The organism is Paenibacillus xylanexedens, from assembly GCF_001908275.1.
GTDB classification, from domain to species: domain Bacteria; phylum Bacillota; class Bacilli; order Paenibacillales; family Paenibacillaceae; genus Paenibacillus; species Paenibacillus xylanexedens_A.
Map to the genome: position 1 here is coordinate 3,764,515 of NZ_CP018620.1, position 25,846 is coordinate 3,790,360.

General features: G+C 45.6%; 21 protein-coding genes. 18 read left to right on the forward strand and 3 right to left on the reverse strand.

Annotation, left to right across the window (positions count from 1 at the left end):
- The first annotated feature begins 247 nt into the window (after positions 1–247).
- The 3 genes from BS614_RS16910 to BS614_RS16920 all read left to right on the forward strand — a co-directional run bounded on the left by BS614_RS16910 (position 248) and on the right by BS614_RS16920 (position 4,368).
- Positions 248–2,215, forward strand: a complete 1,968-nt coding sequence (locus tag BS614_RS16910) for an AraC family transcriptional regulator (RefSeq protein ID WP_074094812.1) — start codon at positions 248–250, stop codon at positions 2,213–2,215.
- Positions 2,216–2,332: 117 nt separating this feature from the next.
- On the forward strand, positions 2,333–3,358 hold the full coding sequence (locus BS614_RS16915) for a FecCD family ABC transporter permease (protein ID WP_074094813.1): 1,026 nt from the start codon (positions 2,333–2,335) through the stop codon (positions 3,356–3,358).
- On the forward strand, positions 3,355–4,368 hold the full coding sequence (locus BS614_RS16920) for a FecCD family ABC transporter permease (RefSeq protein ID WP_074094814.1): 1,014 nt from the start codon (positions 3,355–3,357) through the stop codon (positions 4,366–4,368). The genes BS614_RS16915 and BS614_RS16920 overlap by 4 nt, the downstream gene beginning before the upstream one ends.
- Positions 4,369–4,611: 243 nt before the next feature.
- On the opposite strand, the gene BS614_RS16925 is transcribed toward BS614_RS16920, so the two are convergent.
- A complete protein-coding gene (locus BS614_RS16925; RefSeq protein WP_244898148.1) occupies positions 4,612–5,718 on the reverse strand; it encodes a helix-turn-helix transcriptional regulator in 1,107 nt (368 codons plus the stop codon).
- Between the two features lie 129 nt (positions 5,719–5,847).
- On the opposite strand from BS614_RS16925, the gene BS614_RS16930 reads away from it, so the two are divergent.
- The 13 genes from BS614_RS16930 to BS614_RS31510 all read left to right on the forward strand — a co-directional run bounded on the left by BS614_RS16930 (position 5,848) and on the right by BS614_RS31510 (position 21,272).
- Entirely contained in the window at positions 5,848–6,555 is a 708-nt protein-coding gene (locus BS614_RS16930; RefSeq protein ID WP_074094816.1) for a class I SAM-dependent methyltransferase, read from the forward strand.
- The gene (locus tag BS614_RS16935; protein WP_074094817.1) at positions 6,539–7,636 is read left to right on the forward strand and encodes a saccharopine dehydrogenase family protein; all 1,098 of its coding nucleotides are present in this window, start codon (positions 6,539–6,541) and stop codon (positions 7,634–7,636) included. Before BS614_RS16930 ends, BS614_RS16935 begins: the two co-directional genes overlap by 17 nt.
- A gap of 74 nt (positions 7,637–7,710) precedes the next feature.
- Positions 7,711–8,004, forward strand: coding sequence for a hypothetical protein (locus tag BS614_RS16940; protein ID WP_074094818.1), 294 nt, complete (start codon positions 7,711–7,713; stop codon positions 8,002–8,004).
- A 78-nt stretch (positions 8,005–8,082) separates the two neighbouring features.
- On the forward strand, positions 8,083–9,375 hold the full coding sequence (locus BS614_RS16945) for an amidohydrolase (RefSeq protein ID WP_074094819.1): 1,293 nt from the start codon (positions 8,083–8,085) through the stop codon (positions 9,373–9,375).
- A gap of 192 nt (positions 9,376–9,567) precedes the next feature.
- Positions 9,568–10,617, forward strand: a complete 1,050-nt coding sequence (locus tag BS614_RS16950) for a hypothetical protein (RefSeq protein WP_074094820.1) — start codon at positions 9,568–9,570, stop codon at positions 10,615–10,617.
- An 89-nt stretch (positions 10,618–10,706) separates the two neighbouring features.
- Positions 10,707–12,659 (forward strand): S-layer homology domain-containing protein, encoded by a 1,953-nt coding sequence (locus BS614_RS16955; RefSeq protein WP_074094821.1) that lies wholly within the window; start codon positions 10,707–10,709, stop codon positions 12,657–12,659.
- 385 nt (positions 12,660–13,044) lie between these two features.
- Positions 13,045–15,009 carry an ABC transporter ATP-binding protein/permease gene (locus BS614_RS16960; protein WP_074094822.1) on the forward strand — a complete coding sequence of 655 codons (1,965 nt, stop codon included), beginning with the start codon at positions 13,045–13,047 and terminating at the stop codon, positions 15,007–15,009.
- 29 nt (positions 15,010–15,038) lie between these two features.
- On the forward strand, positions 15,039–15,707 hold the full coding sequence (locus BS614_RS16965) for a response regulator transcription factor (RefSeq protein ID WP_074094823.1): 669 nt from the start codon (positions 15,039–15,041) through the stop codon (positions 15,705–15,707).
- A gap of 2 nt (positions 15,708–15,709) precedes the next feature.
- On the forward strand, positions 15,710–17,041 hold the full coding sequence (locus tag BS614_RS16970; RefSeq protein WP_074094824.1) for a sensor histidine kinase: 1,332 nt from the start codon (positions 15,710–15,712) through the stop codon (positions 17,039–17,041).
- 216 nt (positions 17,042–17,257) lie between these two features.
- Positions 17,258–19,093 carry a UbiD family decarboxylase gene (locus BS614_RS16975; protein WP_074094825.1) on the forward strand — a complete coding sequence of 612 codons (1,836 nt, stop codon included), beginning with the start codon at positions 17,258–17,260 and terminating at the stop codon, positions 19,091–19,093.
- Between the two features lie 283 nt (positions 19,094–19,376).
- Positions 19,377–20,462: an HD-GYP domain-containing protein gene (locus BS614_RS16980; RefSeq protein ID WP_047842713.1), complete on the forward strand. Its 1,086-nt coding sequence runs from the start codon at positions 19,377–19,379 to the stop codon at positions 20,460–20,462.
- A 160-nt stretch (positions 20,463–20,622) separates the two neighbouring features.
- Positions 20,623–21,078, forward strand: coding sequence for an SRPBCC family protein (locus BS614_RS16985; RefSeq protein ID WP_074094826.1), 456 nt, complete (start codon positions 20,623–20,625; stop codon positions 21,076–21,078).
- A 32-nt stretch (positions 21,079–21,110) separates the two neighbouring features.
- Complete coding sequence (locus tag BS614_RS31510; RefSeq protein ID WP_155985038.1) at positions 21,111–21,272, forward strand: hypothetical protein; 162 nt, start codon at positions 21,111–21,113, stop codon at positions 21,270–21,272.
- Between the two features lies 1 nt (position 21,273).
- On the opposite strand, the gene BS614_RS16990 is transcribed toward BS614_RS31510, so the two are convergent.
- Positions 21,274–22,494: an MFS transporter gene (locus BS614_RS16990; protein ID WP_074094827.1), complete on the reverse strand. Its 1,221-nt coding sequence runs from the start codon at positions 22,492–22,494 to the stop codon at positions 21,274–21,276.
- Positions 22,495–22,733: 239 nt separating this feature from the next.
- On the opposite strand from BS614_RS16990, the gene BS614_RS16995 reads away from it, so the two are divergent.
- Positions 22,734–23,315 carry a TetR/AcrR family transcriptional regulator gene (locus tag BS614_RS16995; protein ID WP_017688803.1) on the forward strand — a complete coding sequence of 194 codons (582 nt, stop codon included), beginning with the start codon at positions 22,734–22,736 and terminating at the stop codon, positions 23,313–23,315.
- A 79-nt stretch (positions 23,316–23,394) separates the two neighbouring features.
- The gene (locus tag BS614_RS17000; protein WP_074094828.1) at positions 23,395–24,363 is read left to right on the forward strand and encodes a D-2-hydroxyacid dehydrogenase family protein; all 969 of its coding nucleotides are present in this window, start codon (positions 23,395–23,397) and stop codon (positions 24,361–24,363) included.
- A gap of 177 nt (positions 24,364–24,540) precedes the next feature.
- Here the strand turns inward: BS614_RS17000 and BS614_RS17005 are convergent, their stop codons facing one another.
- On the reverse strand, positions 24,541–25,578 hold the full coding sequence (locus BS614_RS17005; protein ID WP_036608611.1) for a LacI family DNA-binding transcriptional regulator: 1,038 nt from the start codon (positions 25,576–25,578) through the stop codon (positions 24,541–24,543).
- Between the last annotated feature and the right edge of the window lie 268 nt (positions 25,579–25,846).

Consider the following 25,846-nt stretch of genomic DNA (forward strand, 5'->3'; position numbering starts at 1 on the left):
ACGGAACAGTGTTGAACACGAAAAACATAATGAAGAAGCCTGATCCATATGGATCAGGCTTTTTTTGTACTCCCAGGTGTTCCTTTTTAGTTTTTTACGAAAGCGGATGTGAAGCATAACGTCCACTGCCTGTTCCCCAATATCACTTAATGATATATACTTACCTGATTAAATGTGATATTGATAATCAATATCAATTATTGAGTGATGTATACATTGGAAAAAGTGAAACGAGGAGTGCGGGTAGATGCAAGAGGAAGAAGCAAGACAGGGATTTACACCGGAGATGATTGATATGATGGCCAGTATCTGGACACGTTCGATCATTACATTAATAGATGTACGCTTTCAGAATATAGCGTCACAATACCCGTTGGAGCAATATAAAATGCCTAGTAGCATGTTTATCTATGCATATGGGGGAGAAGCGCAAATCCAACTGAATGAGACCACATTTGGAATGGAACGCTTCGGTTTAGTTCACGGCGGGAAGGGGAGCCTGCTCAGTATTACGCCTAAAGCGGAGATGGTGAAGACCTTTATGGTGTTTTATAGAGCAGAATCACCTCTCTTTTTCAAGAAACACCTGCAGCAATTACTGGAGCAAGTAAATCCATTTGTTCAACAGTTTGGTTATACGCCAAGTAATCCCATCTTGCTACGCGATTGGTTCCAACGGATGATGAATGGCTGGAAACGTGGCAAGGCGATGGATCAGCTACAGGCCAAAAGTTTTCTATATCAATTGATTCATGAAGTGTACAGGGATTTGGAGGGTGGTGGGATTCGGTATCTCCAGCCAGATCCAGCCTGTTCTGCCAAGATATATCTCGATAAACATTACAGGGAGCCGATTATGTTTCAACAAATTGCCGATATGTTTGGGATCAGCGGTGGACAATTGACGCGGTTGTTCAAAAAAAGGGAAGGGATGAACTTACAGGAGTATCTCATTCAGAGGAGGATTGAAGCTGCCTGTCATGACTTGAAACATACAGAAGCGACGGTTAAAGAAATCGCAACAGGAGCTGGCTTCGCAGATGAGAAAAACCTGTTCCGAATGTTTAAGAAGCATTATAAGATGACACCAAGTGATTATCGGAAAATAAACGCACTATCCATGCAGGTTGATGGTATTGATAATGATTCTCATCTCCCTTACGATGAGAGGGAACTAGCGAGTCTAGTCAAGTCTTATAGAGATGGGGAATCAACGATGTTTGGATCATTAAGAAGTAAAGAAATGATTTTGGCGGCGGCGATAAGCATGATGCTGTTATTGACGGCATGTACGTCAGGGACGCCAGCGAATAATGGGGGAACGGCGAATACAACACCTGCACAGACACAGCAGACGACACAACAGGAAGGGTCGGAGACAAAAGCTTCGGAAGCAGTCTCGCAGACCAGAACGATAACCACAGTTAAGGGTGATGTTGAGGTGCCTAACAATCCTCAGCGAGTTGTAGTCGATTATTTGGTTGGTGATGTGGTAGCCCTAGGTGTAACTCCTTTAGGTGTGGCTAGAGCTGCACGGGGAGAGACAGAGCCTGTTTATGCTAACCAGATTACAGACTCCATAAAAGTAGCCATGGAGCCGGAAGATATCATGACGCTTGAGCCTGATCTGATCATTTTGGCATGGAGCGATGAGTCGTATGATGATTTATCCAAAATTGCCCCGACCATTTATGTTCCCTATGGTGATATGACTACAGAAGAGCGGATACAATTTATTAGCGATGTTTTGAACAAACAGGAAGAAGCTAAGGATGTTATGAATGCTTATACCGGAAAAATCGAAGAAGCAAAGTTAGCCTTTCAGAATGCGGGCCTATCCGATGTAACGATTACGGTTGGAGAATTCAGTGATAAAAATAATTACATAGCTGGAGCCAAGCATGCCGTTGGCGAGCTTGTTTACGATGAACTTCAATTGCAGGCACCTTCAAAAGTCCAAACGGATATTATCGACGCAGATAAATATTGGGGCGATGTCTCCATGGAAGTATTACCCGCTTACTCTGGGGATTATATGATCTTCTTAGGAGATGGAAACGTTGCTTCTGATAATGCTGTGTGGAATGCCATACCTGCTGTGCAACATGATCGGATCGTAAAGGTGGATTCTTCGCTATCTTGGTCCACCGACGTAATGACTTCCAGTGCATTGATTGATTATATTGTTAGTCAATTGCTAGCATTAGCTAAATAAGAGTTAGAACGAAATTTTAATTGAACACTCCAATTTTTCAAACATGACCAATCGAATTTATGGACGTTAATATCCATATTCGATTGGATTGTCAATAGGTGATGAAAGGGAAACGAGATGAAAAGCAAGCCTGAACAAAAACGCCGTGGGGCGATGAACTTCACCATGTACATGGTAGTGGGGCTTGGATTAACGGTTCTCATGTCGGCGGCATCAATTATGTTTGGTGCTGCTGATATGAGGTTAGCAACGGTATGGGAGGCTATTTTCCGATTTGATCCAATGCTCACTGAACATCAAATTATCCAAACCATGCGTCTTCCGCGTACCGTAGCCGATCTGATCGTTGGGTGCAGCCTTGCGGTATGTGGCGCTATCATGCAGGGGACAACGCGCAATCCGCTGGCCGACTCCGGGCTCATGGGGATTAGCTCTGGCGCAGCATTTGCAATTGCACTTTGCCTGGCCTTTCTGCCGGGTTATTCGTATTGGCAGATGATGTTGTTCGCTTGTCTGGGAGCAGCGATCGCCACCGGTATGACTTACTTTACCGCGTCACTGGGCAATCGCGGAATGACTCCACAGCGGCTTGTACTGGCAGGTCTATCTATTTCAATGTTGTTTGGCGCACTCAGTCAGTATTTGGCGATCAATTATAACCTGGGCAGAGCATTGACATTCTGGACGGCGGGTAGTACAGCGGGTGTCAAATGGGGAGAATTGCTGATTATCTCACCGCTCTTTGTTGGTGGTATACTGCTGGCACTGGCCTTATCCCCTTCCGTTACATTGCTCAGTTTGGGAGATGATGTGGCAAGTGGACTCGGCATTCGTAGCGGACTGGTCAAGATTTTGTCGACAATTATTGTACTTGTGCTGACTGGATTGGCTGTTGTTGTAGTTGGCCCGGTTGGTTTTGTGGGTCTGATCACCCCGCATATTGTGCGATATATGGTAGGTGTCGACTATCGATACATTATTCCGGCAGCGGCGTTATATGGTGCGTTGCTGACCGTATCGGCCGATTTGGCTGGACGTTTGATCAATAAACCGTTCGAAACACCGATTGCCATTATATTTTCTATCATTGGTGTGCCGTATTTTCTCTTCTTGGCTCGAAGACAAAGGAGGGAATATGAATGATCAAGCGGCATTATACGATGAAACGAGGCATTATCATCAATGTAGTGCTTATGGTGCTCATCCTTGTGTTTGCGATCATTAGCATGAATTCTGGCAAAATGAATCTTTCACCGCTAGAAGTGCTGAACGTTCTCACAGGAAACGGTACCGATAAGCAAAATCTGATTGTGTTTGATTTTCGTTTGCCACGAATTGTACTTTCGATCTTGGTAGGTCTGGGAATGGGAGCGGCGGGGGTCGTGATGCAGAGTTTGCTGCGTAATGACATGGCTAGTCCGGGAACACTGGGAATTAGTTCGGGATCGGGTTTGTTTGTCCTGTTCTTCGTTGTATTCATTGCATCCACAGGAAAGAGTTCCTTTATTGCTCTGCCTCTGTTGGCTTTTGTTGGCGGACTATTGGCGGCGGGGTTGATCTTCTTATTATCGTATCGCCGCGGACGAGACATCTCGCCAATCGGTTTGATCTTGACCGGGGTCGCGCTAGGAAGCGGATATGGGGCGCTGACGACATTCTTGACACTCAAACTGGATGATTCGCAGATGAACTTCATACTGTATTGGCTGGCGGGGAGCCTATGGGGCGATGATTGGGGCTATATTTCCATACTGACACCATGGGTCTTGATCTTACTCGGCTATATTTTTTACAAGGCTCGCATACTGAATGCCCTCCATCTGGGCAATCAGACAGCACAGGGGCTTGGTGTTTCCGTGAAGCGACAGTTCTTGGGGTTGTCAATCGCTGCTGTTGCTTTATCCTCTGGCAGTGTAGCTGTGGGAGGCAGCTTCTTTTTCGTTGGATTGATCGCTCCGCATATGGCGAGAAAACTGGTCGGTCCCGATCACAAATTGCTCATTCCGGCTGCCAGCTTGGCCGGGGGACTAGTCGTGGTGCTGGCTGACACGATTACGCGCACGGTTAGCCTCGTAGGAGATGTGCCGACAGGAACCGTTATTACAGTTATTAGTGTTCCATATTTTCTTTATTTACTAGCAAAAGCCAAATAACACAATCAATGATATAGTCGGAATTTTTTTGTGGAAAACGGCTTGGCAGGACTGTGCGCTGCATTTTAAAGCAGAATGCACGATATCAAAAGTTTAAACATCGAAGTTACCCTGTATTACCGTTATGCTTCTTAATCAATAGCATATAAAAAAGGATGCCATTACGAAGATATCGTATTGGCATCTTTTGATTTTTCTCATTATTTGATATTAAAGTTGATTTCTAGAAAATTATATCAGGATTTATATTGCAGGTTCATCCGACAGCTGGAAACGGGAAACGAAATACCAGATGAGCTCGCGACGTGAGGATACCTTGGTTTTGGCGAAAATGGATTTTAAATGATCCTGAACCGTGTATACAGAAATATGCATCGCGGCAGCAATCTCTTTGGAAGAATAGCTGCGCAGCACATATCCGAGCAGTTCCCGCTCTCGACTGGATAATCCGTGGCTTTCGGCGAGCAAGGGCAGCAAATCCTGTGGCATCGCCTGCTCCAAACGGATAGCAATCTGATCCGGTCCTGTAAGCTGTTGCATGAGACTGGCATGAAGTATGAGGTAACGCCCATCCGGAAGTTGAATGCAAACTTTGGAGGGTGATTCGGGAGCGATCTGAGTATCCACGACCAGTTCTGCCCGATTCTTGCGCTGCAGGTGGGAACTCACTGCACGTACCGGACGGGGCAGAACATCAGGCCCTACATGTTCCAGCATGCGCAATTGGGACAGCCAATATTGAGCGGAGGCGTTCAGGGATAAGAGCTGGAACGTGTCTGAGGTGATCAAAATTCCGGGTTCCTCGGGACTTTCACTCGTGATCTCATCGATCAGTGTCAAGCTCGTGGACCGCAGCATCGATGCAATAGAAGCGGTCCAGGACTGAATCATCCACCGCTCCTCCTCTGTAAAGACAGCACTTTCTGTCTTACGATATAGGGTCAGATATCCCCAGCAAGCGTCTCCACTGACCAATACAGCACGTAGTTCATCACCGAACCCCGCTGGCTGAAGAATGTTGATATATCGAGGGCTTTGTTCAAGCTGTAAGTTGGACGTATGAAGTGTAGCTGTATGCTCACCGCTACGAATTAATTCAGCGTATTTATGTATATCTTCTTCCATGTATTCATTGATGAATAACCGATCATGAATGGCCTCAATGCCATCTTCTGTCACGGCTCCTGTGGAGAGAAGAGTCAGAGGATCAACGGTAGTGAAACAGTATGCATCGTAAGGTATAACCGTATGGATCTGCTTGAGAACAGCTTCCCGATAGGTACGTGAGGTCCAGGTTCCTTTTTCAAGAGAAGTGATAAGTCTGTGGTTCCGATCAATACGTGATGTCAACAAGATTACTCCTCTCTCTGTGCGCATATCCCAATGTTCTGGGATTGTAGGCTCGCCGTATCCTTCTATAATGAAATTAGACGAACAACGAGTCAAGTCTAACTTCAATTCAAGAGGAGTGCGGTGTCTATGAATCACAATCCATCACCGATGAGCTGGGAAACAGCAGATGTTCATCGTTACGAACAATCGATAGCCCTGAAAATTCCGGGTTATTCTCATATGCATGATTTAATGGAACGGCTGCTTGCAGCATCTTTTGCAAATAACAACGATATTCATATCCTTGTTGCCGGAGCGGGAGGGGGAAAAGAGATTGCTCTGCTCGGATCACGTCATGCCGGTTGGACATTGACTGGAGTAGATCCATCACAGCCGATGCTGCAACTTGCTGAGAAACGAGTCGCGGAAGCAGGCATCGGTTCCAGAGTGAAGTTGCAATCTGTCACGGTTGAAGAATTGCCGGAGGATATTGTATATGATGGGGCGACAAGCATGCTCATGTTACATTTCCTTCAGGGGATGGAGGCCAAGAGAACGTTTCTGACCAGCCTCGCAGCTAGACTTAAACCGGGTGCACCACTGATCATTGCGGCTGTAAATGCAGATCTTCGTTCACCTGCACATCCAATCATGATGCAAGCTTGGAAGGATCACATGTTGAGTGTGGGCGTCCTTCCTGAAGAGTGGGGGCGTTTTGCTGCTTCCCTGGGCCGTGAATCCGATCCCATATCCTCTGAAGAGATGACCCAGCTACTGACCGAATGCGGTTTCTCACATATTACACGTTACTTCGGGGCGTTCTGGGTGGAGGGGTATTATGCAATTCGAAACTAACGTGAAACCTATTAAAGATCAGATCTGGGTGGTTGGTGGTTATGGTCAAGTGGGGCAGATGATATGTACTCAACTGGGGAAATTGTTCCCGGGTAAAGTATGGGCTGCGGGTACACGCATGAACCGTGCGGAAGAGTTCAGCAGGTCTACAGGTGGTGCTGTGCTACCACTTCAACTGGATGTAACACGACCTGTAGAGCCATCCATGTTAAGGCCTGTGAAGCTGGTTATCATGTGTGTTGACCAGAGCGATACCCGATTCGTTGAAGCCTGCGCACAAGCCGGAACCGACTATATTGATATTTCTGCAAAATATGATTTTCTAGCTCAGGTTGAACAGCTGCACACCAAAATGCAACGTTCCAAATCGACCGCGATCCTCAGCGTTGGATTATCACCCGGAGTGACTAATTTGCTTGTGCGCGAAGCGACCATGCATATGGATCAGGTGGAGGAAGCGGATATTACCGTGATGCTGGGACTTGGCGAGAAACACGGGAAAGCTGCCGTGGAGTGGACCGTTGATCAGATGAATGCCACTTACCAAGTGATGCAAAAGGGCAAACTTGCTGAGGTACAAAGTTTCGGAGATGGCAAATGTATTGATTTTGGAGCGGGACTGGGGAACCGGAAGGCCTATCGATTTAACTTTTCGGATCAGCATGTGGTTGCTCGGACGTTACGTATACCAACCGTATCTACCAGACTCTGTCTGGACTCCCGCTGGATCACAGGATCCATGGCGCTTTCCAAACGTATAGGGGTGTTTTCTTTGCTTCGCATCCCTTCTATTCGGAGTGGAACGGTTAGGGCATTTGGTCTTATTCCTGGGGGAGAGCCGATGTATGCAGTCAAGGTCGATGCCGTAGGGTGGGAAAATGGTGAGCAAATCCGCGTCGAACAACTACTGATCGGCGCAAAGGAAGCCGATGCAACAGCAGCGGTAGCTGCAGCCGTGGCAGAACGTGTGTATAAAACTGAGTTGCCACATGGTGTATTTCATATTGAACAGTGTCTCTCTTTGCAGGACATTCAGGATGCACTTCATACGCCACTAAAGGTGACGACCAAGATCACCTAGTTTCATGTTCTTTTGCTGGGAACCTCCGATCTGCTATGATGGAACAATAATCATGGCATGAATGGAGGGAGATCATGAACTGCGTTGCTGTATTACCTTATTACAAAGTACAGAGAGAAGTGACGGGTCTCGCCCAAGAGATTGAGATGAATGCCCGCTCCATGATTCTGTATTCAGATAAAATTGTGACCAAATACCGCGAGTTCAACATCACGGAAGTGTTTGATATGTCATTTCGCCGTATGGGTGATGAAGGTGGATTTTTCTATCTGCACACAAGCACAGGAGTATATCCATATATGGTCGAAATCGACCCCAAACCTTTTATACAAACTTTCAGAAAGATGACGATTCAAAAATTGAAATGACTTGACCTTGCCGTTACGTGAAGGCTTACCCTCGGATATGGAAAGAACCATAACCAATTTAGAGGAGCCGTGAATGTAATGAGTATACTGATTCAGCAAGCTACGATCCTAACGATGAAAGATGCCGATGCCCCCTTTACGGGGGATATTCGTGTTGAGGGTGATCGCATTACTCATATTGCTGATCACATTCTGCCTCACCCGCAAGATGAGATTATCGATGGACGTAATAAGGTTGCCATGCCAGGACTGATTAATGCCCACCAACATACACCGATGAGTCTGCTCCGGGGATTTTCGGATGATCTGAAGCTGATGGACTGGCTCGAACGCAAAATGCTGCCCGCCGAAGCACGGATGAACCCGGAAGATATCTATTGGGGTGCCAAGTTATCCATCGCGGAGATGATCCGTTCGGGTACCACTGCTTTTGCGGATATGTATATCCATATGAACGAAATTGCAGAAGCGGTTAAACAAACGGGTATGCGGGCATCGCTTACACGTGGGATGGTATTCATGGAGGAGGATGGGGGACGCAGGTTGCAGGAGGCGATTGATCTTGTGCAACGCTGGTCTGGAGCGGCCGAGGGACGGATAACAACCATGTATGGGCCCCACTCACCCTACACTTGTCCCATGGAGCCGCTTCGTGAAGTCATTGCTATGGCTGTCACAGAGGATATCCCGCTACATATTCATCTGGCTGAGACAAAGGAAGAAGTTGTGAAGATTCGTGAGCGCTATGGCATGACACCGACGGAGTATTTGGAAGAGGCGGGTATGTTCGAACAGGCACATGTGTTGCTTGCGCATGGTGTACACCTCAATCGCAGGGACATCGGCAGATTGAAGGGCATGCGCGGCGGTGTAGCACATAACCCAGTCAGCAATCTGAAGCTGGGGTGTGGAATTGCTCCAATTACCGAGATGTTGGCTCAGGGAATTAACGTGGGAATCGGAACGGATGGAGCGGGAAGTGCCACAACCGTGGATATGTTCGAGGAGATCAAAGCCGCGACCTGGTTGCAAAAGCTGGACTATGGCGATCCCACTCGCTTGCCAGCCAAGGACGTACTAAGCATGGCTACACGTGGAAGTGCTAGTCTGCTTGGTCTACAGGATGAAGTGGGTATGCTTGAGGTGGGGGGCAAAGCTGATCTGATCCTGATCGATCTGGCGAAACCACATCTTCAACCGGTACATGAGGTAGAATCGTTACTGGCTTACAGCGTAAATGGGGCGGACGTGGACACCACGATCGTGAATGGTCAGATCCTCATGAGAGGCAGAAAGCTGCTCACGATTGATGAGGATGAACTTTACCGTGAGGTGAAGGTTAGAGCCAAACGGATTGTTGAGGGAATTTAATTTTAGGTGAATATGATCCGAACTGGAAAAAGATTTGTGTTCAAAACGCTATGGAGGCTTACTCCATGGCGTTTTTTGTCGAATTGAAACTGGAAGTAGTTCCATGGTCCTGTTCAGAATCGGTTCAGAATGGGTCGTTATACTGAGCATGTAGTTGTTCAAATTTGAAATGTATACGAGGAGGAACATGAATTGAAGGGGAAACAAAACAAAAAACGGCTTAAGCCGATATTGAAAAAAAGCATGTTGACTGCACTCGGATTGGGCATTGCATTGCCTATAGGTGGAACGCTCCCGCAGGCTAACGCAGGAGCCATTGGTCCGGTAATAAACATTTCACGACCTGTACTTAATGATGGTATTAAATGGTTGAGCTATTCATCGGAACAAAATGATCCTTCTTTTGTACCCGATGTGCCCATCGAGGTAACCAGCAACAATACAGTCAGAATCAATTTAAGTACACATTTTCGATCCGATGAGTTTAATACGCTCACAGCCAGTTCAGATGATAGCAGTATAGCTGAGGTGTATGTAGAAACGAGACAAGATGAAAATATGCCAACGCCTACGAGTACATTGGTGGTTATTCCTTACAAGAGCGGCAAAATCAACATCGAATTGAAAGCAAAATATACTGTATCTGATGTGCCGGAAACGGTTACGGATAACTTTGAACTTTACATTAGTAAAAAAGGGGATGTAAATGCAGACGGAAAAGTGAATTCTCTGGATGCAGCTGACCTTTTAGATTATCTTCGCAACATGGTAAGTCGCCGCGGATTTAGCTATGTAGAGATGAATCGAATGGACGTGGATCGTAATGCGGAACCTGCGTTAGGCGACATGAATGTTTTATTACAAGGATATAAAGGCAAAACACTAGGCGGGGAAAATAATGACTATGTATTGACCTTCCAACAAGTGGACGATGCGCCTTATGTGCTGAATGGTCAATTGAAGGATTACATGGGGAACTCAATTGCCACAGATTATGATTTAATGGATGTTGATGGGGATTATATTAATACTCCTTCTTATCAGTGGTACCGCGCAACAGACCCTTCAGGAGAAGATAGAGTGCTGATAGAAGGAGAAATAGCAGAACAGTATACCGTTAAAGATGAGGACGAAGGTTATTATCTTGTGCTCGAAGTTATTACTCAGTCCACTTCGAACGCAAATACGGAGCCTAGACGAACATACATTGTTGGAAAAGAAAAAATACAACGCCCTGATTAATTCATATTTTAATTTAGATAATGAATAACAATATTTGTTCTATCGTTACCATACATTCTATCAATTGATACAGACATGGAGGCTAATACATGTTTCAACCGAAAAAGAAACGTCCAAGAATCAGAAGAACAATGTCAGGTCTTATCGCACTGACGTTACTCTCGTCACTCGTATTCCCTAGTGTAGCAGGAGCAGAGCCAGTGGAACCATCACAGGTGCAGTTTGCAAATGTTAGTGTACAGGCGGGGCAGACGGTTCATGTTCCTGTTGCATTGAAAAAATCCCATTTCGGGGTGAAAGCTTATAATATGCAGATTGATTATGATACGTCTGCATTGGAAATTGTTCGGATCACGCCTAAATCTGTCAACGTCATGAGCACATCCCCAAATGAAGAGGGTGTAGCAGACTTCCAGTACGAAATTAACAGTGCGGAAGGCTGGGTACGAATCATATGGGTTGATTTTACTGGGGGTGACCACTCAATTGTAGATGAAACCCAATTATTTGATATGGAAATCAAAGCCAAAAGCAATGCGGCGCCTGGAACGAAACAGCTATCCGTAGATCAAACTGATTCAGAACATTGGCATTTTACAAATGTAGAACACAATAGTGGTGCTCAGTTGTCTGGTGGAACAATCACAATTACAGCAGCAAATTCAGGTGGTGACAATTCTGGTTCGACACCTACACCGAATCCTGGTAACTCTTCGGGTGGAGGAGGAGGTAGTGTATCACCAACCTCCCCTGTTGTTACCCCTGTTCCATCGACTCCGGCGGTAACGAAAGGTGTAGACATCTATGTGAACGGTCAGAAACAGGAACAATCTGCAACGGCCACCACATCAACGGTAAACAATCAGGTTACCACCACGGTTCATGTGGATAATGACAAAGTCATCAATCAGATTGGTAGTGGATTAAGAACGCTTCTGCTGCCTATTACAGGTACTGGTAAAGGCGCAGTCGTTGGTGAACTGAACGGCAAGCTGGTCAAAACGATGGAAGGAAGTAATGCCGAAGTTGTCATTCAGACTGATAGCGGTACGTACACACTTCCAGCTAATCAGATTCGGCTAGATCAGATTCTCAATCAATTCGGAAACACGATTCCATTGGAAGATATCACTATTCAAATCGCTATTGTGCCTAGTGCTACATCCAAGCAAACAGCAATTCAGGCCGCAGCGGACAAGCTGGAGAACACTACGGTGGTTGCAACTCCGGTTGATTTTGAAGTAAAAGCGATCTGGAATGGGCAGCAAGTTAATGTAGATCGTTTCAACTCTTATGTAGAGCGCTCCATTACTTTGCCAGAGGGTGTCGATGGTTCAAAGATCACGACAGGAGTTGTGCTTCAGCCAGATGGCAGCCTTCTGCATGTACCGACAAAGGTTATCAAAGGTAACGTGCAAGATTCTGCTATTATTAACAGCTTGACGAACAGCACTTACGCTCTGATCTATCATCCGGCAACATTCAGCGATGTATCAAGTCACTGGAGTCGTGATGACGTACAGGATCTGGCATCCCGTCTGATCGTACAAGGTACCGGTGAGAACGTGTTTGCGCCAGACCGGAGTATTACACGGGCAGAGTTTACGGCTGTTCTGTTAAGAGGTTTGGGGCTGCACTCCCCGCGCAGCACAGAAGCGGCATCGTTCACAGATGTGAAGACTGGCAGCTGGTATGAGGATGAGGTTCAGACGGCTGTGTCTTACGGCCTGATCTCAGGTTATGCTGATGACAGCTTCCGTCCGAATAGCGAAATTTCTCGTGCTGAAGCGCTGACTATTGTGTCACGTGCGATGAAACTGGTTGGTCTGGCACAGGCCGACGCATCAGAGACAACAAGTCTGCTGAGCACATACAGCGATAGCGCTAAAGTACAGGCTTGGGCAGCAGAGCCAGTTGCATCGGCGATTAAACAAGAGCTGGTACAAGGTGCTGATGGTAAACTGATGTCAGATGCAGACATTAGTCGTGCACAGTCAGCCGCGATTGTGAAAAGGCTGCTGGCAAAAGCGGGATTAATCTAAACTTTATAAGTTGAACTAAAGAGTATTTACACTGACACTACGACGACAGAATAACCTTCCAATCGCTGTTATCCCCAGATTTTTTGAATCCCTTTTCCAAAGGTGAAAATCCGGGGATAAAGGCGAACGCTTCGCTTTTTCAGGTTTTTTCTGTCTTCTCCGTTATCGTGTAAATGATTAGTTTAACTTATATTATCAAATGCAATAACGAAATAAGACAACCCGAGTCCTTATATCTAAGGATTCGGTTTTTTTGCATATAGTTCTTTTGAACAACCTCTTATAGGTGCAATGGTCCAGTTCATTATCAGTTCATACTGATTTGTTACGATATGAACATCAAATAGATAGATATTGTGCATGATCAGGAGAGGAAGAGATCCATATGAAAATACTAGAAGTTAAAAATGTGAAGAAATCATACACGTTATATGGGAAAGAAAGAGTTCCGGTACTCCACGGTTTGAATCTGAGTTTTGAGACGGGAGAGTTTGTCTCCATCCTCGGCGAATCTGGCTGTGGTAAGTCGACACTGATGAATATCATTGGTGGTATGGACTCCGACTATGAAGGGGATGTCGTTGTTCGTGGCAAGAACTTAAGTGCCATGACAGAGAAGGAAATGGATGATTATCGGAAGAATAATATCGGTTTTGTCTTTCAAAATTTCAATCTGATCCCGCATCTGTCTGTCCTCGAAAATGTGACGATTGCGATGCAAATGACGGATACCAATGAGAAGGATCGCAACCAACGTGCTGTTGATATTTTGACAGAGGTCGGACTGAAGGATCATCTGAACAAACGTCCCAACCAGTTATCTGGCGGTCAGAAGCAACGGGTTTCCATCGCACGGGCGTTATCCAACAATCCTGATATTATTCTTGCAGATGAACCGACGGGTGCTCTGGATAGGGAAAACGGAGATCAAATCCTCGCTTTGCTCGACAGTATAGCCAAAAAGGGAATGCTGGTGATTGCCGTAACTCACTCGCAGAAAGTCGCTGACTCCGGTACACGTATTGTGAAGGTTGAAGAGGGGCGCATTAGTGACGATATTTACCTGAAAGATCCTTCTACGGCTGTTTACGAGAGTGGTCAGGATTCTTCCCGGAGCCTGAGCTTGCTTGCTTCATTCAAGATGGCACTTAAAAATATGAAACTCAACGGCAAGCGTAATGTACTGGTAGCATTGGGTGGATCTATAGGCATATTAAGTGTACTCCTGATGCTCTCCTTGGGGAATGGTATAACGACGTATATGAATGACGAAATCAATTCGAGTATGGACCCTTTGCTCGTGGATATAACAAAGCCGAGTGAAGAAGCCAAGGACATGCAAGGTCCCGAGGCCTTGATGGCACCAGGTGAACCGTTCACCGAAGCTGATGTTGAGACGATTCGCAATTTTCCTAATGTGGATCATGTAGAGACAATCACAACTATTACAGGCAAATCGACTATGGTGAATGAAAAACAAAGTGTAGGACTCACACAGTTAACAACGTTAACGGATGCTTTTGATCCAGCATTGATGACAACTGGTGTTCTGCCGGTAGAAAATCAGATGCTGTTACCTCTCGATACAGCGAAACAATTAAGCGGAAATGATCAAGCTGAAACCATGATCGGCAAGTCCGTGTTTTTATATATCAATGAGATGGATAGTAATAATAAACCAGTAACTTTGGAGAAAGAAGTAACGATCTCAGGGATATACGAAGCGGCAGATCCACGATCTCCAATGCAACAATCGCCGGGATACATTTCATCAGAAACGCTGGAGCAAATGTATACAGACAAAGGAATAACAATCGGGCCAATTCAGGTTAACGCCTATGCAACCGATATGAAATATGTAAATGATATCAATGAAGCTGCTGTGGATGCTGGCTTCGCAGGCTCCCAGATGGCCAAAGTTATGGAGAATATCACGACATATGTAAGTATGGCTTCTATTGTACTCGCGGGTATTGCAGGCATTTCGTTGATCGTATCTGGTATTATGATATTGGTTGTACTCTATATTAGTGTCGTGGAACGGACAAAAGAGATCGGCATTCTTCGGGCCATTGGAGCAAGAAAGAAAGATATCAAGCGAATATTCTTCTCCGAATCTGCCTTATTAGGCGTATTTAGTGGTATTATTGCGGTGGTCTTTGCAGTGATCATTAGTTATGTATTAAATATTCTCCTGGACAATGCGTTTGGAGCAAAACTCATTAATCTCTCGGGATATTATATCTTGTTTGGTATCGTGGTAAGTACAGGAATTAGTATCGTGGCCGGTTTGATGCCATCATCAAAAGCGGCGAAGCTGGACCCGATGGAATCCTTACGATACGAATAAATATCAATTTTGGAAAGGATAATGGCTACATGAACACAATTCTGGTGGTGGACGATGATTCCCATATCCGCAAATTAATCCGAATCTATCTTGAAAAAAATCAATTCTCCGTGCTGGAAGCACCAGACGGTCAAGAGGCGTTAGATATCCTCTCGCATACGAAAGTTGATCTGGCGATTGTGGATGTGATGATGCCGCGAATAGACGGCATTGAACTGACGGAAGATATTCGGTCTTATCTGGATATTCCCATCCTGATGGTGACTGCCAAGGGAGAATCCAAGGACAAAGTCAGAGGATTTAATGCCGGATCAGACGATTATCTGGTTAAACCTTTTGATCCGGTAGAGTTAATCCTGCGTGTAAAATCGTTACTGAAACGATATAACAAAAGTTCATCAAACATGATTCAGATCAGCGGTGTAACGATTGATTTGGGCAATCTGCTGGTCATTGCGGATGGTCAAACCATTGAATTGAAAAAGAAGGAATGTGAATTGTTATTTTCTCTGGCGAGTTCGCCAGGGAAAATATTCACACGTACACAGCTTATAGATGATCTATGGGGTATCGATTACGAAGGAGATGAGCGTACAGTTGATGTACATATCAAACGGTTAAGGGAACGTCTTGAACATGTTCCTGAGTTAGTGATCTCAACGATAAGAGGACTCGGTTATCGCCTGGAGCGGGCATGAAAATGTTTAGGAAAAGCCTGCGACTTCGCATCGTAGCTACGTTTATCGGGATTGTTCTGGTGAGTTTAATTCTCTCCTTTATGATAAATAACGGGTCCCAGGAAAAGACACCAAATCGTTTTATGGTTACCTTTGCTGAAGATCTCACTACACTGATTAACCTGATAGATGATCCGGAAAAAGTGAAATCAAGCTTGGAGATTTTTGCTCGCTACGGCTTAAATATCACTCCCGTGAATGAACAAAGTGAAGTGTTATCTTCCTTACCAGAGGACAAAGTTCATTCGTTATTTGAAACGGGTGCAACGGATGCCATTTTTTTGTCAAGTAAAGATGAAATCGCGACCATAGGTGTTCCTGGAACAAACGAGGGGATTGGCACATTTCTGATTCAAAGCGATTTCTCCTCTCTTTTTCATACATTGCGAAACACGCTCTTAACCTCACTGTTAACGGTTCTGGTGATTGGCAGCTTATTAATCCTGTTCATGTCCGGTTACATTGTGAAACCGATTAAGAGATTAACGGTTGCAGCGAAAGAGATGTCGTCAGGTGACCTGTCGGTCCGCTTAAAACATAATAATCAGGATGAGTTTGGCGAACTGATGGAGAGCTTTAATCATATGGCTAGTGAGTTGCAGAAAATCGATTCGGTTCGTGATGACTTTGTCAGCAACGTCTCTCATGAAATGCAGTCTCCGCTCACTTCAATCAGGGGATTTACCAGAGCACTACAAGATGGTGTTATTCCATTAGAAGAGCAGAAAGAGCATTTGGATATTATCTATGAGGAAACGCTGCGCTTATCGAGGCTCAGTGATAATCTGCTTCGGCTAGCCTCGCTGGATTCAGAGCATCATCCGGTTCATTTCACCACGTTCCAGTTGGATGAACAATTAAGAAGGGCGATCTTACTGGCGGAGCCGCAGTGGGCGCAGAAGGATATACAGATCGAACTGGACTTGTTGCCCTGTGAGATCACAGTGGACAAAGATTTGTTTGATCAGGTCTGGCAGAATTTAATAAACAATGCGATCAAATACACCGGTCCTAAGGGTACCATTCATGTCGAAATTGAGACGTCATCTTCATTTGTGAAGGTATTGATTAGAGATTCTGGACAAGGAATACCTGAGGAAGCACTCCCGTATATTTTTGATCGATTCTACATGGTGGATAAAGCTCGGAGCAGCTCGCTTCGAGGCAATGGATTAGGGTTGTCCATTGTGATTAAAATATTGAAATTGCATCAATGTACAATTGATGTGGAGAGCGAAATGGGTAAAGGCACACAGTTTATTGTCACGATCCCCAGATCGACCATTACACCTTAAGGCAAGCCAGAACAGAGAGAGCAGCAATATGGTAACAATCGGTTCCTGTGCGTTCAGGATTCAGATTGCTGCCATATTGCTTTTTTTATATCTGTATTCGCGACAAAATTTCACATATAGTTTTGTTTAGCAGTGGATCATTTGATAAAATAGAAGAGACGTTATGTGAATCTATGAACTTAATTAATTTAATCATACAGAGAATGGAGCCATCCAATGAAATATCGCAATATGGAAGATTGTATTAACGATCTGGAGCAGCACGGGCATTTGATTCGGGTCAAAGAAGAGGTTGATCCGCATCTGGAGATGGCAGCGATCCACATGAAAGTGCACGAGGCTAAAGGCCCTGCTTTGTTATTCGAAAATGTAAAAGGCTCAAAGTTCCAGGCCGTATCCAATCTGTTCGGTACGGTGGAACGAAGCAAGTTCATGTTCCGCGGTACGCTGGAAGGCGTACAACGGGTCATGGCAGTTCGTGACGATCCCATGAAGGCGCTTAAGACGCCATTTCAGCATGTCCGTACAGGTCTTGCTGCGTGGCAGGCGCTGCCAAAACAGAAGTCTATAAGCCTACCCGTGTCCGCGCAAGAGATTCAAATCTCGGACTTGCCACTCATCAAACACTGGCCTATGGACGGTGGGGCATTTGTGACGTTACCACAGGTTTATTCGGAAGATCCGGACAAACCAGGAATCATGAATTCAAACTTGGGGATGTACCGGGTTCAACTGGATGGCAATGATTTTGAAATGAACAAGGAAATAGGGTTACACTATCAGATTCATCGCGGAATTGGTATACATCAAGCCAAAGCTGTCAAAAAGGGAGAACCACTGAAAGTGAGTATTTTCATTGGTGGTCCACCTGCACATACACTTTCAGCGGTTATGCCTTTGCCTGAAGGACTTAGTGAGATGACATTTGCCGGTTTGCTCGCTGGACGTCGTTTCCGGTACAGTTACAAAGATGGGTATTGCATTAGTAATGATGCCGATTTTGTCATCACGGGTGATATCTACCCAGGCGAGACAAAACCCGAAGGTCCGTTCGGGGATCATCTGGGCTACTACAGTCTGACGCATGAATTCCCGCTAATGCGTGTGCATAAAGTCTATGCCAAACCTAATGCTATCTGGCCGTTTACGGTTGTTGGTCGTCCACCGCAAGAGGATACGGCTTTTGGGGATTTGATTCATGAGATTACTGGAGACGCGATCAAACAGGAGATTCCAGGTGTCAAAGAAGTGCATGCGGTCGATGCGGCAGGGGTCCATCCATTGCTATTTGCAATCGGCAGTGAACGTTACACGCCGTATCAGGCGGTGAAGCAGCCGACAGAGTTGCTCACGATTGCCAACCGTATTTTGGGTACGGGTCAGCTCAGTCTGGCAAAGTACCTCTTCATTACCGCAGAAGATCAGCAACCTTTGGACACCCATAAGGAAGTTGAATTCCTGACCTATATCTTGGAGAGGATGGATATGCAGAGGGATATTCATTTCCATACCCATACAACCATTGATACACTCGATTATTCGGGTACAGGACTGAACAGCGGCAGCAAGGTCGTTTTTGCAGCGTATGGCGACAAGATTCGGGATCTGTGCACGGAAGTGCCAGAGTCTTTGAAAAACATTCGTGGTTATGAGAATCCACAGCTCATCATGCCGGGTATCGTTTCGATCCAGACATCGGCCTTCACGAGTTATGCGGATACAGCACAGGAGATGCAAGCATTCACGTCTCTACTGAAAGAACAGGGAGGTCTGGACTCGTGTCCGATGATCATTCTATGTGACGACAGTTCGTTCCTGAGTGCTAACCTCAGCAACTTCTTATGGGCCACCTTTACTCGCAGCAACCCTTCACATGACATGTACGGGGTTAATAGCGGATATGACCACAAGCATTGGGGCTGTGATCAGGTGATTATTGATGCACGTACCAAACCTCACCAGGCACCGCCGCTGATTCCCGATGCATCGGTGGAGAAAAGCATTGAACGTTTATTTGTTAAAGGGGCAAGTCTGGGTTCGATCAAAATCTAATCTGAGATGTCTTGAAGAAGTTCAAACGGAGCGTTTGAACTTCTTTGGCTTACTCTGATACGGCAATGAGGCACAAAAGTGTGTAAAAGTTTAAAACCGGGACTAATTTGGATATTGGAGTGAGGATAAAGTCTTAGGCGTTCGTATTTACCATTGTGATTAAGGTCGTTTGAACTATGTATGAAATGAAGAATTATAACGATATAAAGAAGTATAGGTATTTTTGTGGCCCCGTTCCGTTGGGTGCTGTTACTATAATGAATTGTTCAGGGGGAATACCGATTTGAGAATCCATATTATGAACCTGCAAGACGGAGACCGTCTAACTGCGGATACATTCAGCGATGCAGGATTACACGTTCTCGGGAAGGGAACTGTGATCAAAGGTGAGGATATCACCTTGCTTATGCAGCACCGTGTAGATTATGTAGATATTGAATCACGCGAAGAGGAAATCACTGAAGCAGAATTTTTTGCAGCAGCCGCAAAGCATGCTTCGGGGATAACTACGAAGGAAGAACCGCCTGAAGAAGAGCTGAAGTCCCAATTTATTCAGACTGTACATAATTATCAAAATGCTTTTCTCGAAGCTCTGACTGTTGGCAAGTTCAACGCCACCATGGTGGATGATGCACTGCAACCGATGGTTGAGGGGCTGGATGAGCAGAAAGATGTCGTTCATCTCCTGATGATGCTGGAGCGGGATGACGTCAATAACTATACACATTCAATCCAGGTAGGATTGTTGTCCTTCTACCTTGCGAATTGGCTTGGATATTCTCAGAAGGAGAGTTATCAGATTAGTCGCGGTGGTTATCTGCATGACATTGGAAAGTGCAAAGTATCCCACCGGATTCGGAACAAAACAGAACCGTTGACAGCGGACGAGCAGCTTGAAATGCAGCGTCACACCATATATGGTCATGAAATCATCAAAAATTCGATGACGGATGAAGCGACAGCACTGGTTGCTCTGCAGCATCATGAGCGGGAAGATGGGTCTGGTTATCCGATGCAGCTTGAGAAAAGTGAAATTCATCCCTATACCCAGATTGTATCTGTAGCGGATATCTATATAGGTATGAGATCGGGGAATCACGGAGGCAGCAATCCGAACCTGATCAACAACCTTAGAGATATCTATGGTATGGGATTTGGTAAACTGAATGAAAAACCGGTTCAGGCATTGATGCAACATTTGCTTCCTAATTTCATCGGGAAACAGGTACTGCTCAGCAATGGAGAAAAAGGTGTTATTGTCATGAACAATACGTCTGATATTTTCAAACCACTCATCAAAGTGGAGTCTGAAGAATATCGCGATCTCTCCAAAGAGCGTACGCTTGCCATTGATGAATTGCTTATTTAATCTAAGTATTATCTGTATTCCTTACTTATATTGAGAACGGGCCTCCTGTACTAAGACAGGGGACCCGTTTTTGTTATATCATCCTAGATGTGTTGTTCGACCAAGGAAGCAAGCGTATACTTTGCAAAGACCTTATTTTTCCTGCCAAGGAGCGATCGCCATGATTGAAGTGACAACCGAGATTACAATACATGCCTCAATTGAACGATGCTTTGACTATGCCCGGGATATTCATGTACATACTCAGACCGTCTGGCAACATACAAGAGAGCGAGCAGTTGCAGGAGTAACCACAGGAAGAATTGGAGCAGGGGATACCGTTACATTTCAGGCTACTCATTTTGGGGTCAGACAGAAGTTGAAATCCCGGATCGTGCAGTTTGAACGACCGCTTCTATTTGTGGATCAGATGGAGAAGGGGGCTTTTAAGAGCATGCGACATGAACATCATTTCAGCGAAATTGGGGATCAGATGACTTGTATGAGAGACACACTTCGATTCGAAGCTCCACTTGGATTGCTGGGATGGGCAACCGAACGACTTGTACTGAAGAGATACATGCAGGCATTTCTAGAGGATCGTAATCGTAAGCTCAAAGATATGCTTGAGCAGTAGTCATAATTGAAGGGATAGAGGAGAGAAGACGTTTGATGGATAATGAATATTTTGTAGGTTGGGGCACCCTTGCATTGATTAATGCCGGACTGGCACAGGGAAAAAACAGAAGTGGTCGGAACTGGTTTCTGATTTCCCTGTTATTTGGTCCGTTAGCAACCCTCTTTATTGTGGTGTGGAATAAACTGGACTAATTCAACGATCGAGATTCCGATGCATATGATGATCGATCATCCAGAACAGAAGTGCGGCTGCACTAACACCCGCGCCTAACCAGCAAACTGCTGTCCAGCCAGCCCATGCATACACTTGGGTAGAAACGATGGAGCCGGTTGCACTGCCGATGGAATAAAAGATCATATAAGCTGCCGTCAGGCGACTCTGTGCTTCGGGATGAACTTCGTAGATCAGGCTCTGGTTGGTAACATGTACGGCCTGCACGGCGAGATCGAGCAGTATAACACCCAGGATCAGAAACCAGAGAGAATGATGGACATAACCGATGGGTAGCCAGGACAAGAGCAGAATGACAAGGGCGACACCGGTTGTTTTCTGCCCAAGGCCCCGGTCGGCAAGTTTACCTGCCCGGGCAGCAGCTAATGCTCCCGCCGCTCCTGCGAGACCGAATGCACCTATGACTTTATGAGACAGGGACAGTGGAGGGCTACTTAGTGGCAGTACCATAGAAGTCCATAAGATGCTGAAGGCTGTAAAAATCAGCATGGCCAGCACACCTCGTACTCGTAACACACGCAACTCACGGTACAGTTGCAAGACGGAACCGAGTAATTGGAAGTAGCTTTGTTTTACTTGCGGGGACTGCTGCTTTGGGAGAACAAGATATAAGGCGACAATTCCGAGTAATGTAAGGCTGGCAGAGAAGAGATATACCGATCTCCACCCGAACCAATCGTTCAGCGTACCTGCAACCGTTCGTGCAAGTAAAATGCCAATGACGATTCCGCTGGTTACCTGCCCGACAATGCGACCACGTTCGGACGGGGCTGCCAAGTGTGCAGCAAAGGCAACGAGCGTTTGCGTAATGACCGCGAGTAGACCTACGACAGCCATGCCCGTGAATAAAAGTGAGCTGGATTGTGCGGTTCCTACGAGAACCAGTGCAAGCACGGATAAGAGCATTTGAATGATGATCAACTTGCGGCGATTTAAGAGGTCACCAAGCGGAACAAGAAGGAACAGCCCCAAGGCATAACATATTTGAGTCACTGTGATGACAATCCCTATGGATGATGGAGAGAGGCTGAATTCTTGAGCGATGGAGTCCAGCAAAGGCTGAGCATAATAGATATTGGCGACCGCAAGTCCGCTGCACACGGCAAAAAGAAGAGCAACTAACCGTGACATGGCAGGACGATCCTTATTGGATAATTGTGCATCTGGAGAAGAAGTTTGCATAAATGGATGTCACCTTTCTATTATGTACTGATCGGTATGTTATGTTTCGGGATAACCATACTTTATTTGCGTGAATTCTGTCAACAGAGAATTGGGTGAGATTTTCAATTTGGTTAAAAAGGCTTTATGGAGGAGTTTACTTAATTTTAATAATTTTAAATGAGTGATCTTTGACTTATCCATTGTTATGAGGTTAAAATATATAAACATACTGATCGATATATAAAGAGGTGAGTTGTATGGTTAGACAACGGGAATTTGATACGGATAAAGCACTCGATGCAGCGATGCATACGTTTTGGGACAAAGGGTTCGAAGCGGCATCTTTAAATGACTTGACGACCGCAATGGGCATACAACGTCCCAGTCTGTACGCGGCTTTTGGCGATAAAAAGGAATTATTTGAAACAGCACTTCGCAGGTATACCACTCAGCATGCGGCCCAAGTCAGAGCCAGACTTCAACAGGGCTCCTCCGTGCGGGAAGCCTTTCGTGGATTGTTTGAACATATTGGAGCAGAGGGGAGTGTGACCGAGCCTAGTCACGGCTGTTTTTGCATTAATACGATGGTTGAGCTGGCTCCACATGATCCCAAATTCGCTGTCCTTACACGGGAGCATCAGATGTACCTGGGTGTTCTTTTCAAAGAAACGATAGAACGAGGGCAACAGAGCGGGGAGTTGTCTACTGACATGAACGCGAGTGCGGTCGCACAGTCTCTGGTTGTATCCATGATTGGACTGACCGTACTGATGAAATCAGGACCGGACCGCTTGTTTGTAGAGCAGAGCATCCAGGTTACATTGTCTTTGCTGCAGTAATAGGGATTATTCTGTTTAAAGTGATGCGGAGTTGCTACAATATATTTAAGAATTGAGCAGATATAGGAGGAGATCAGACATGAATACGAAGTTGCGCTGTGCTGTTTTGGATGACTATCAGAACGTTGCGCTGACGTCGGCGGACTGGGGTCCGTTGATGGATCAGGTGGAGATTCAGACATTCAACAACTATATGGGCTCGGAAGAAAAAGTCATTCAGGAATTGCAGGATTTTGATATTGTGGTTCTGATGCGGGAACGTACACCGTTTCCAGAGAAGGTCATTTCGCGGCTCCCTAAGCTCAAACTTCTGATTACAAGTGGTATGCGCAACGCATCGATAGATCTCAAGGCTGCAGAGAAGAACGGCATCATTGTGTGTGGAACCGAGGGAAGCTCTAATCCGCCGACGGAGCTTACATGGGCACTGATTCTGGGGCTGTCCAGACAACTGGTTACGGAAAATAATGCACTTCGCTCCAATCGAAACTGGCAGAGCACGGTCGGGTTGGATTTGCATGGGAGAACACTTGGATTGCTTGGTTTGGGCAAAATAGGCACTCGCATGGCTGAGATCGCACAAGCATTTGGCATGAATGTGATGGCCTGGAGCGAGAATCTAACACAAGAGAAAGCCGAAAAACATGGTGTCATCTGTTCCGAGACCAAGGAGCAACTGCTTGCACAGAGCGACATTGTATCCATTCATCTGGTATTGAGTGATCGTACGCGGAATCTGATCGGACAAGCCGAATTTCAACAAATGAAATCGAGTGCGCTATTAATAAATACGTCGCGAGCGGGCATTGTCGATCAGGAAGCTATGGTGGAGGCATTGCAGCGTGGTGTGATTGCTGGTGCAGGTCTGGATGTATATGAGCAGGAACCGCTACCCGTTAACCATGTGATGCGAACATTGCCCAACGTTCTGGCCACACCGCATCTGGGTTATGTGACTCGTGGCAATTATGAGATCTATTATAATCATACCGTAGAGAATATAGCGATGTTCCTGAAGGGAACACCGATCAGGCAACTGCATTCTTAGAATGAACGTATGCGGAGTATGACTCTGCTATAGTTATATAGAATCAACGACAAATAAGGTGCTGCCAGGAAAGAGTTAGATCTGAGCAACACCTTTTTAGTATATCTGTGTAGAAAACAAATGAAGGGACGGATGTAAAATACATTCTATCCCGGTGACCCATCCCCCTCACCAAATTTAACTGTGTGGCCCTCGCTGGGAAGAATGAATCATGGCTACGCTTGATTCACGAACGATTAAGCGCGGTTCAAACTGGATGTGTTCGTAATCGGTCGTGCTCATCTCCCGAATTCGTTTTAACAACAGCTCAGTAGCAAGTCTGGCGACTTCTTCGCCCATTATGGAGACGGAACTAATCTGAGGAGACGTGACGGTTGTCCATTGATTGTTATCCACACCCACAACAGCCACATCTTCAGGTACACGAACCCCTAACTCCTTGAACCGATTAACCAATCCTATGGCAACCATATCATTAATGGCATAGACGGCATCTGGCATATGCGTAAGTCCATAGAAATAATCTGCAGCATTGGCACCTGTATTTAATGAAAAGTCCTCACCAAAGTATACGAGAGAAATGTCCACATGGCCTACAGCTTGCTCATACGCACGAAAGCGTTCTTCGATAATGTCCTTCGGTGCACCGGCATATGCGATTCGAGTCCGACCGATTTTGAACAAATGTTCCATCACCAGTTTGCCTTCGGGTTGAGAAAGTGAGACGATATCTGCCTTCATACCCGGTTCCAGTTTTTTGCCGTAATTAATCATGGAGATAGGGAGCGGCGCTTTATCAATCAGTCCGGGTAACGTTTTGGGGTACGCCAGAGGCATGAAGATCAGTCCGTCCACATGCAATTTTTTGACATTACGAATGGTTTCAAGCTCCGTTCTGGCATTGCCTGCCGTATTGATCTGCACAACATGGTACCCATGCTGCTTCGCCGTTTGCTCTACAGACCAGGAGATTTCCGGAATGATGGCGTTACGTATGTCGGGGACCACAAGCGCGATCTGGTGCGTTTGCCGAATTTTTAGACTCTGTGCCGAGGTGTTGGGTACAAACCCCAGTTCTTCAATGGCCTGCATCACCTTATCCCGTGTCTTACTGCTGATGCCTTCTGAATTGTTGATGGCCCGGGATACGGTAGCGATGCCCACGCCGGCACGCTCTGCCACGTCCTTGATTGTAAGTTTCTGTTCTTTCCTCAATGTACGGTTACCTCACTTTATCGGAAACGATTCCGAATTATTAGGAATATGTATGAACTTCACGATAGTTATATAACTTGATTATAACATTTGAACAATGAAGTATCCCGTGAATGGGCCAGATTTATGGCAAGGCCTGATTAAATTTCAATGGGACTACAATAATATTTGTCATAATATATGTTAATAACAAGGATTACATCGTTTGTAATACCGTTAAGATCACTTGAATTAAAGTATAAGCATTCTAAAGTGAACTCGATATGAT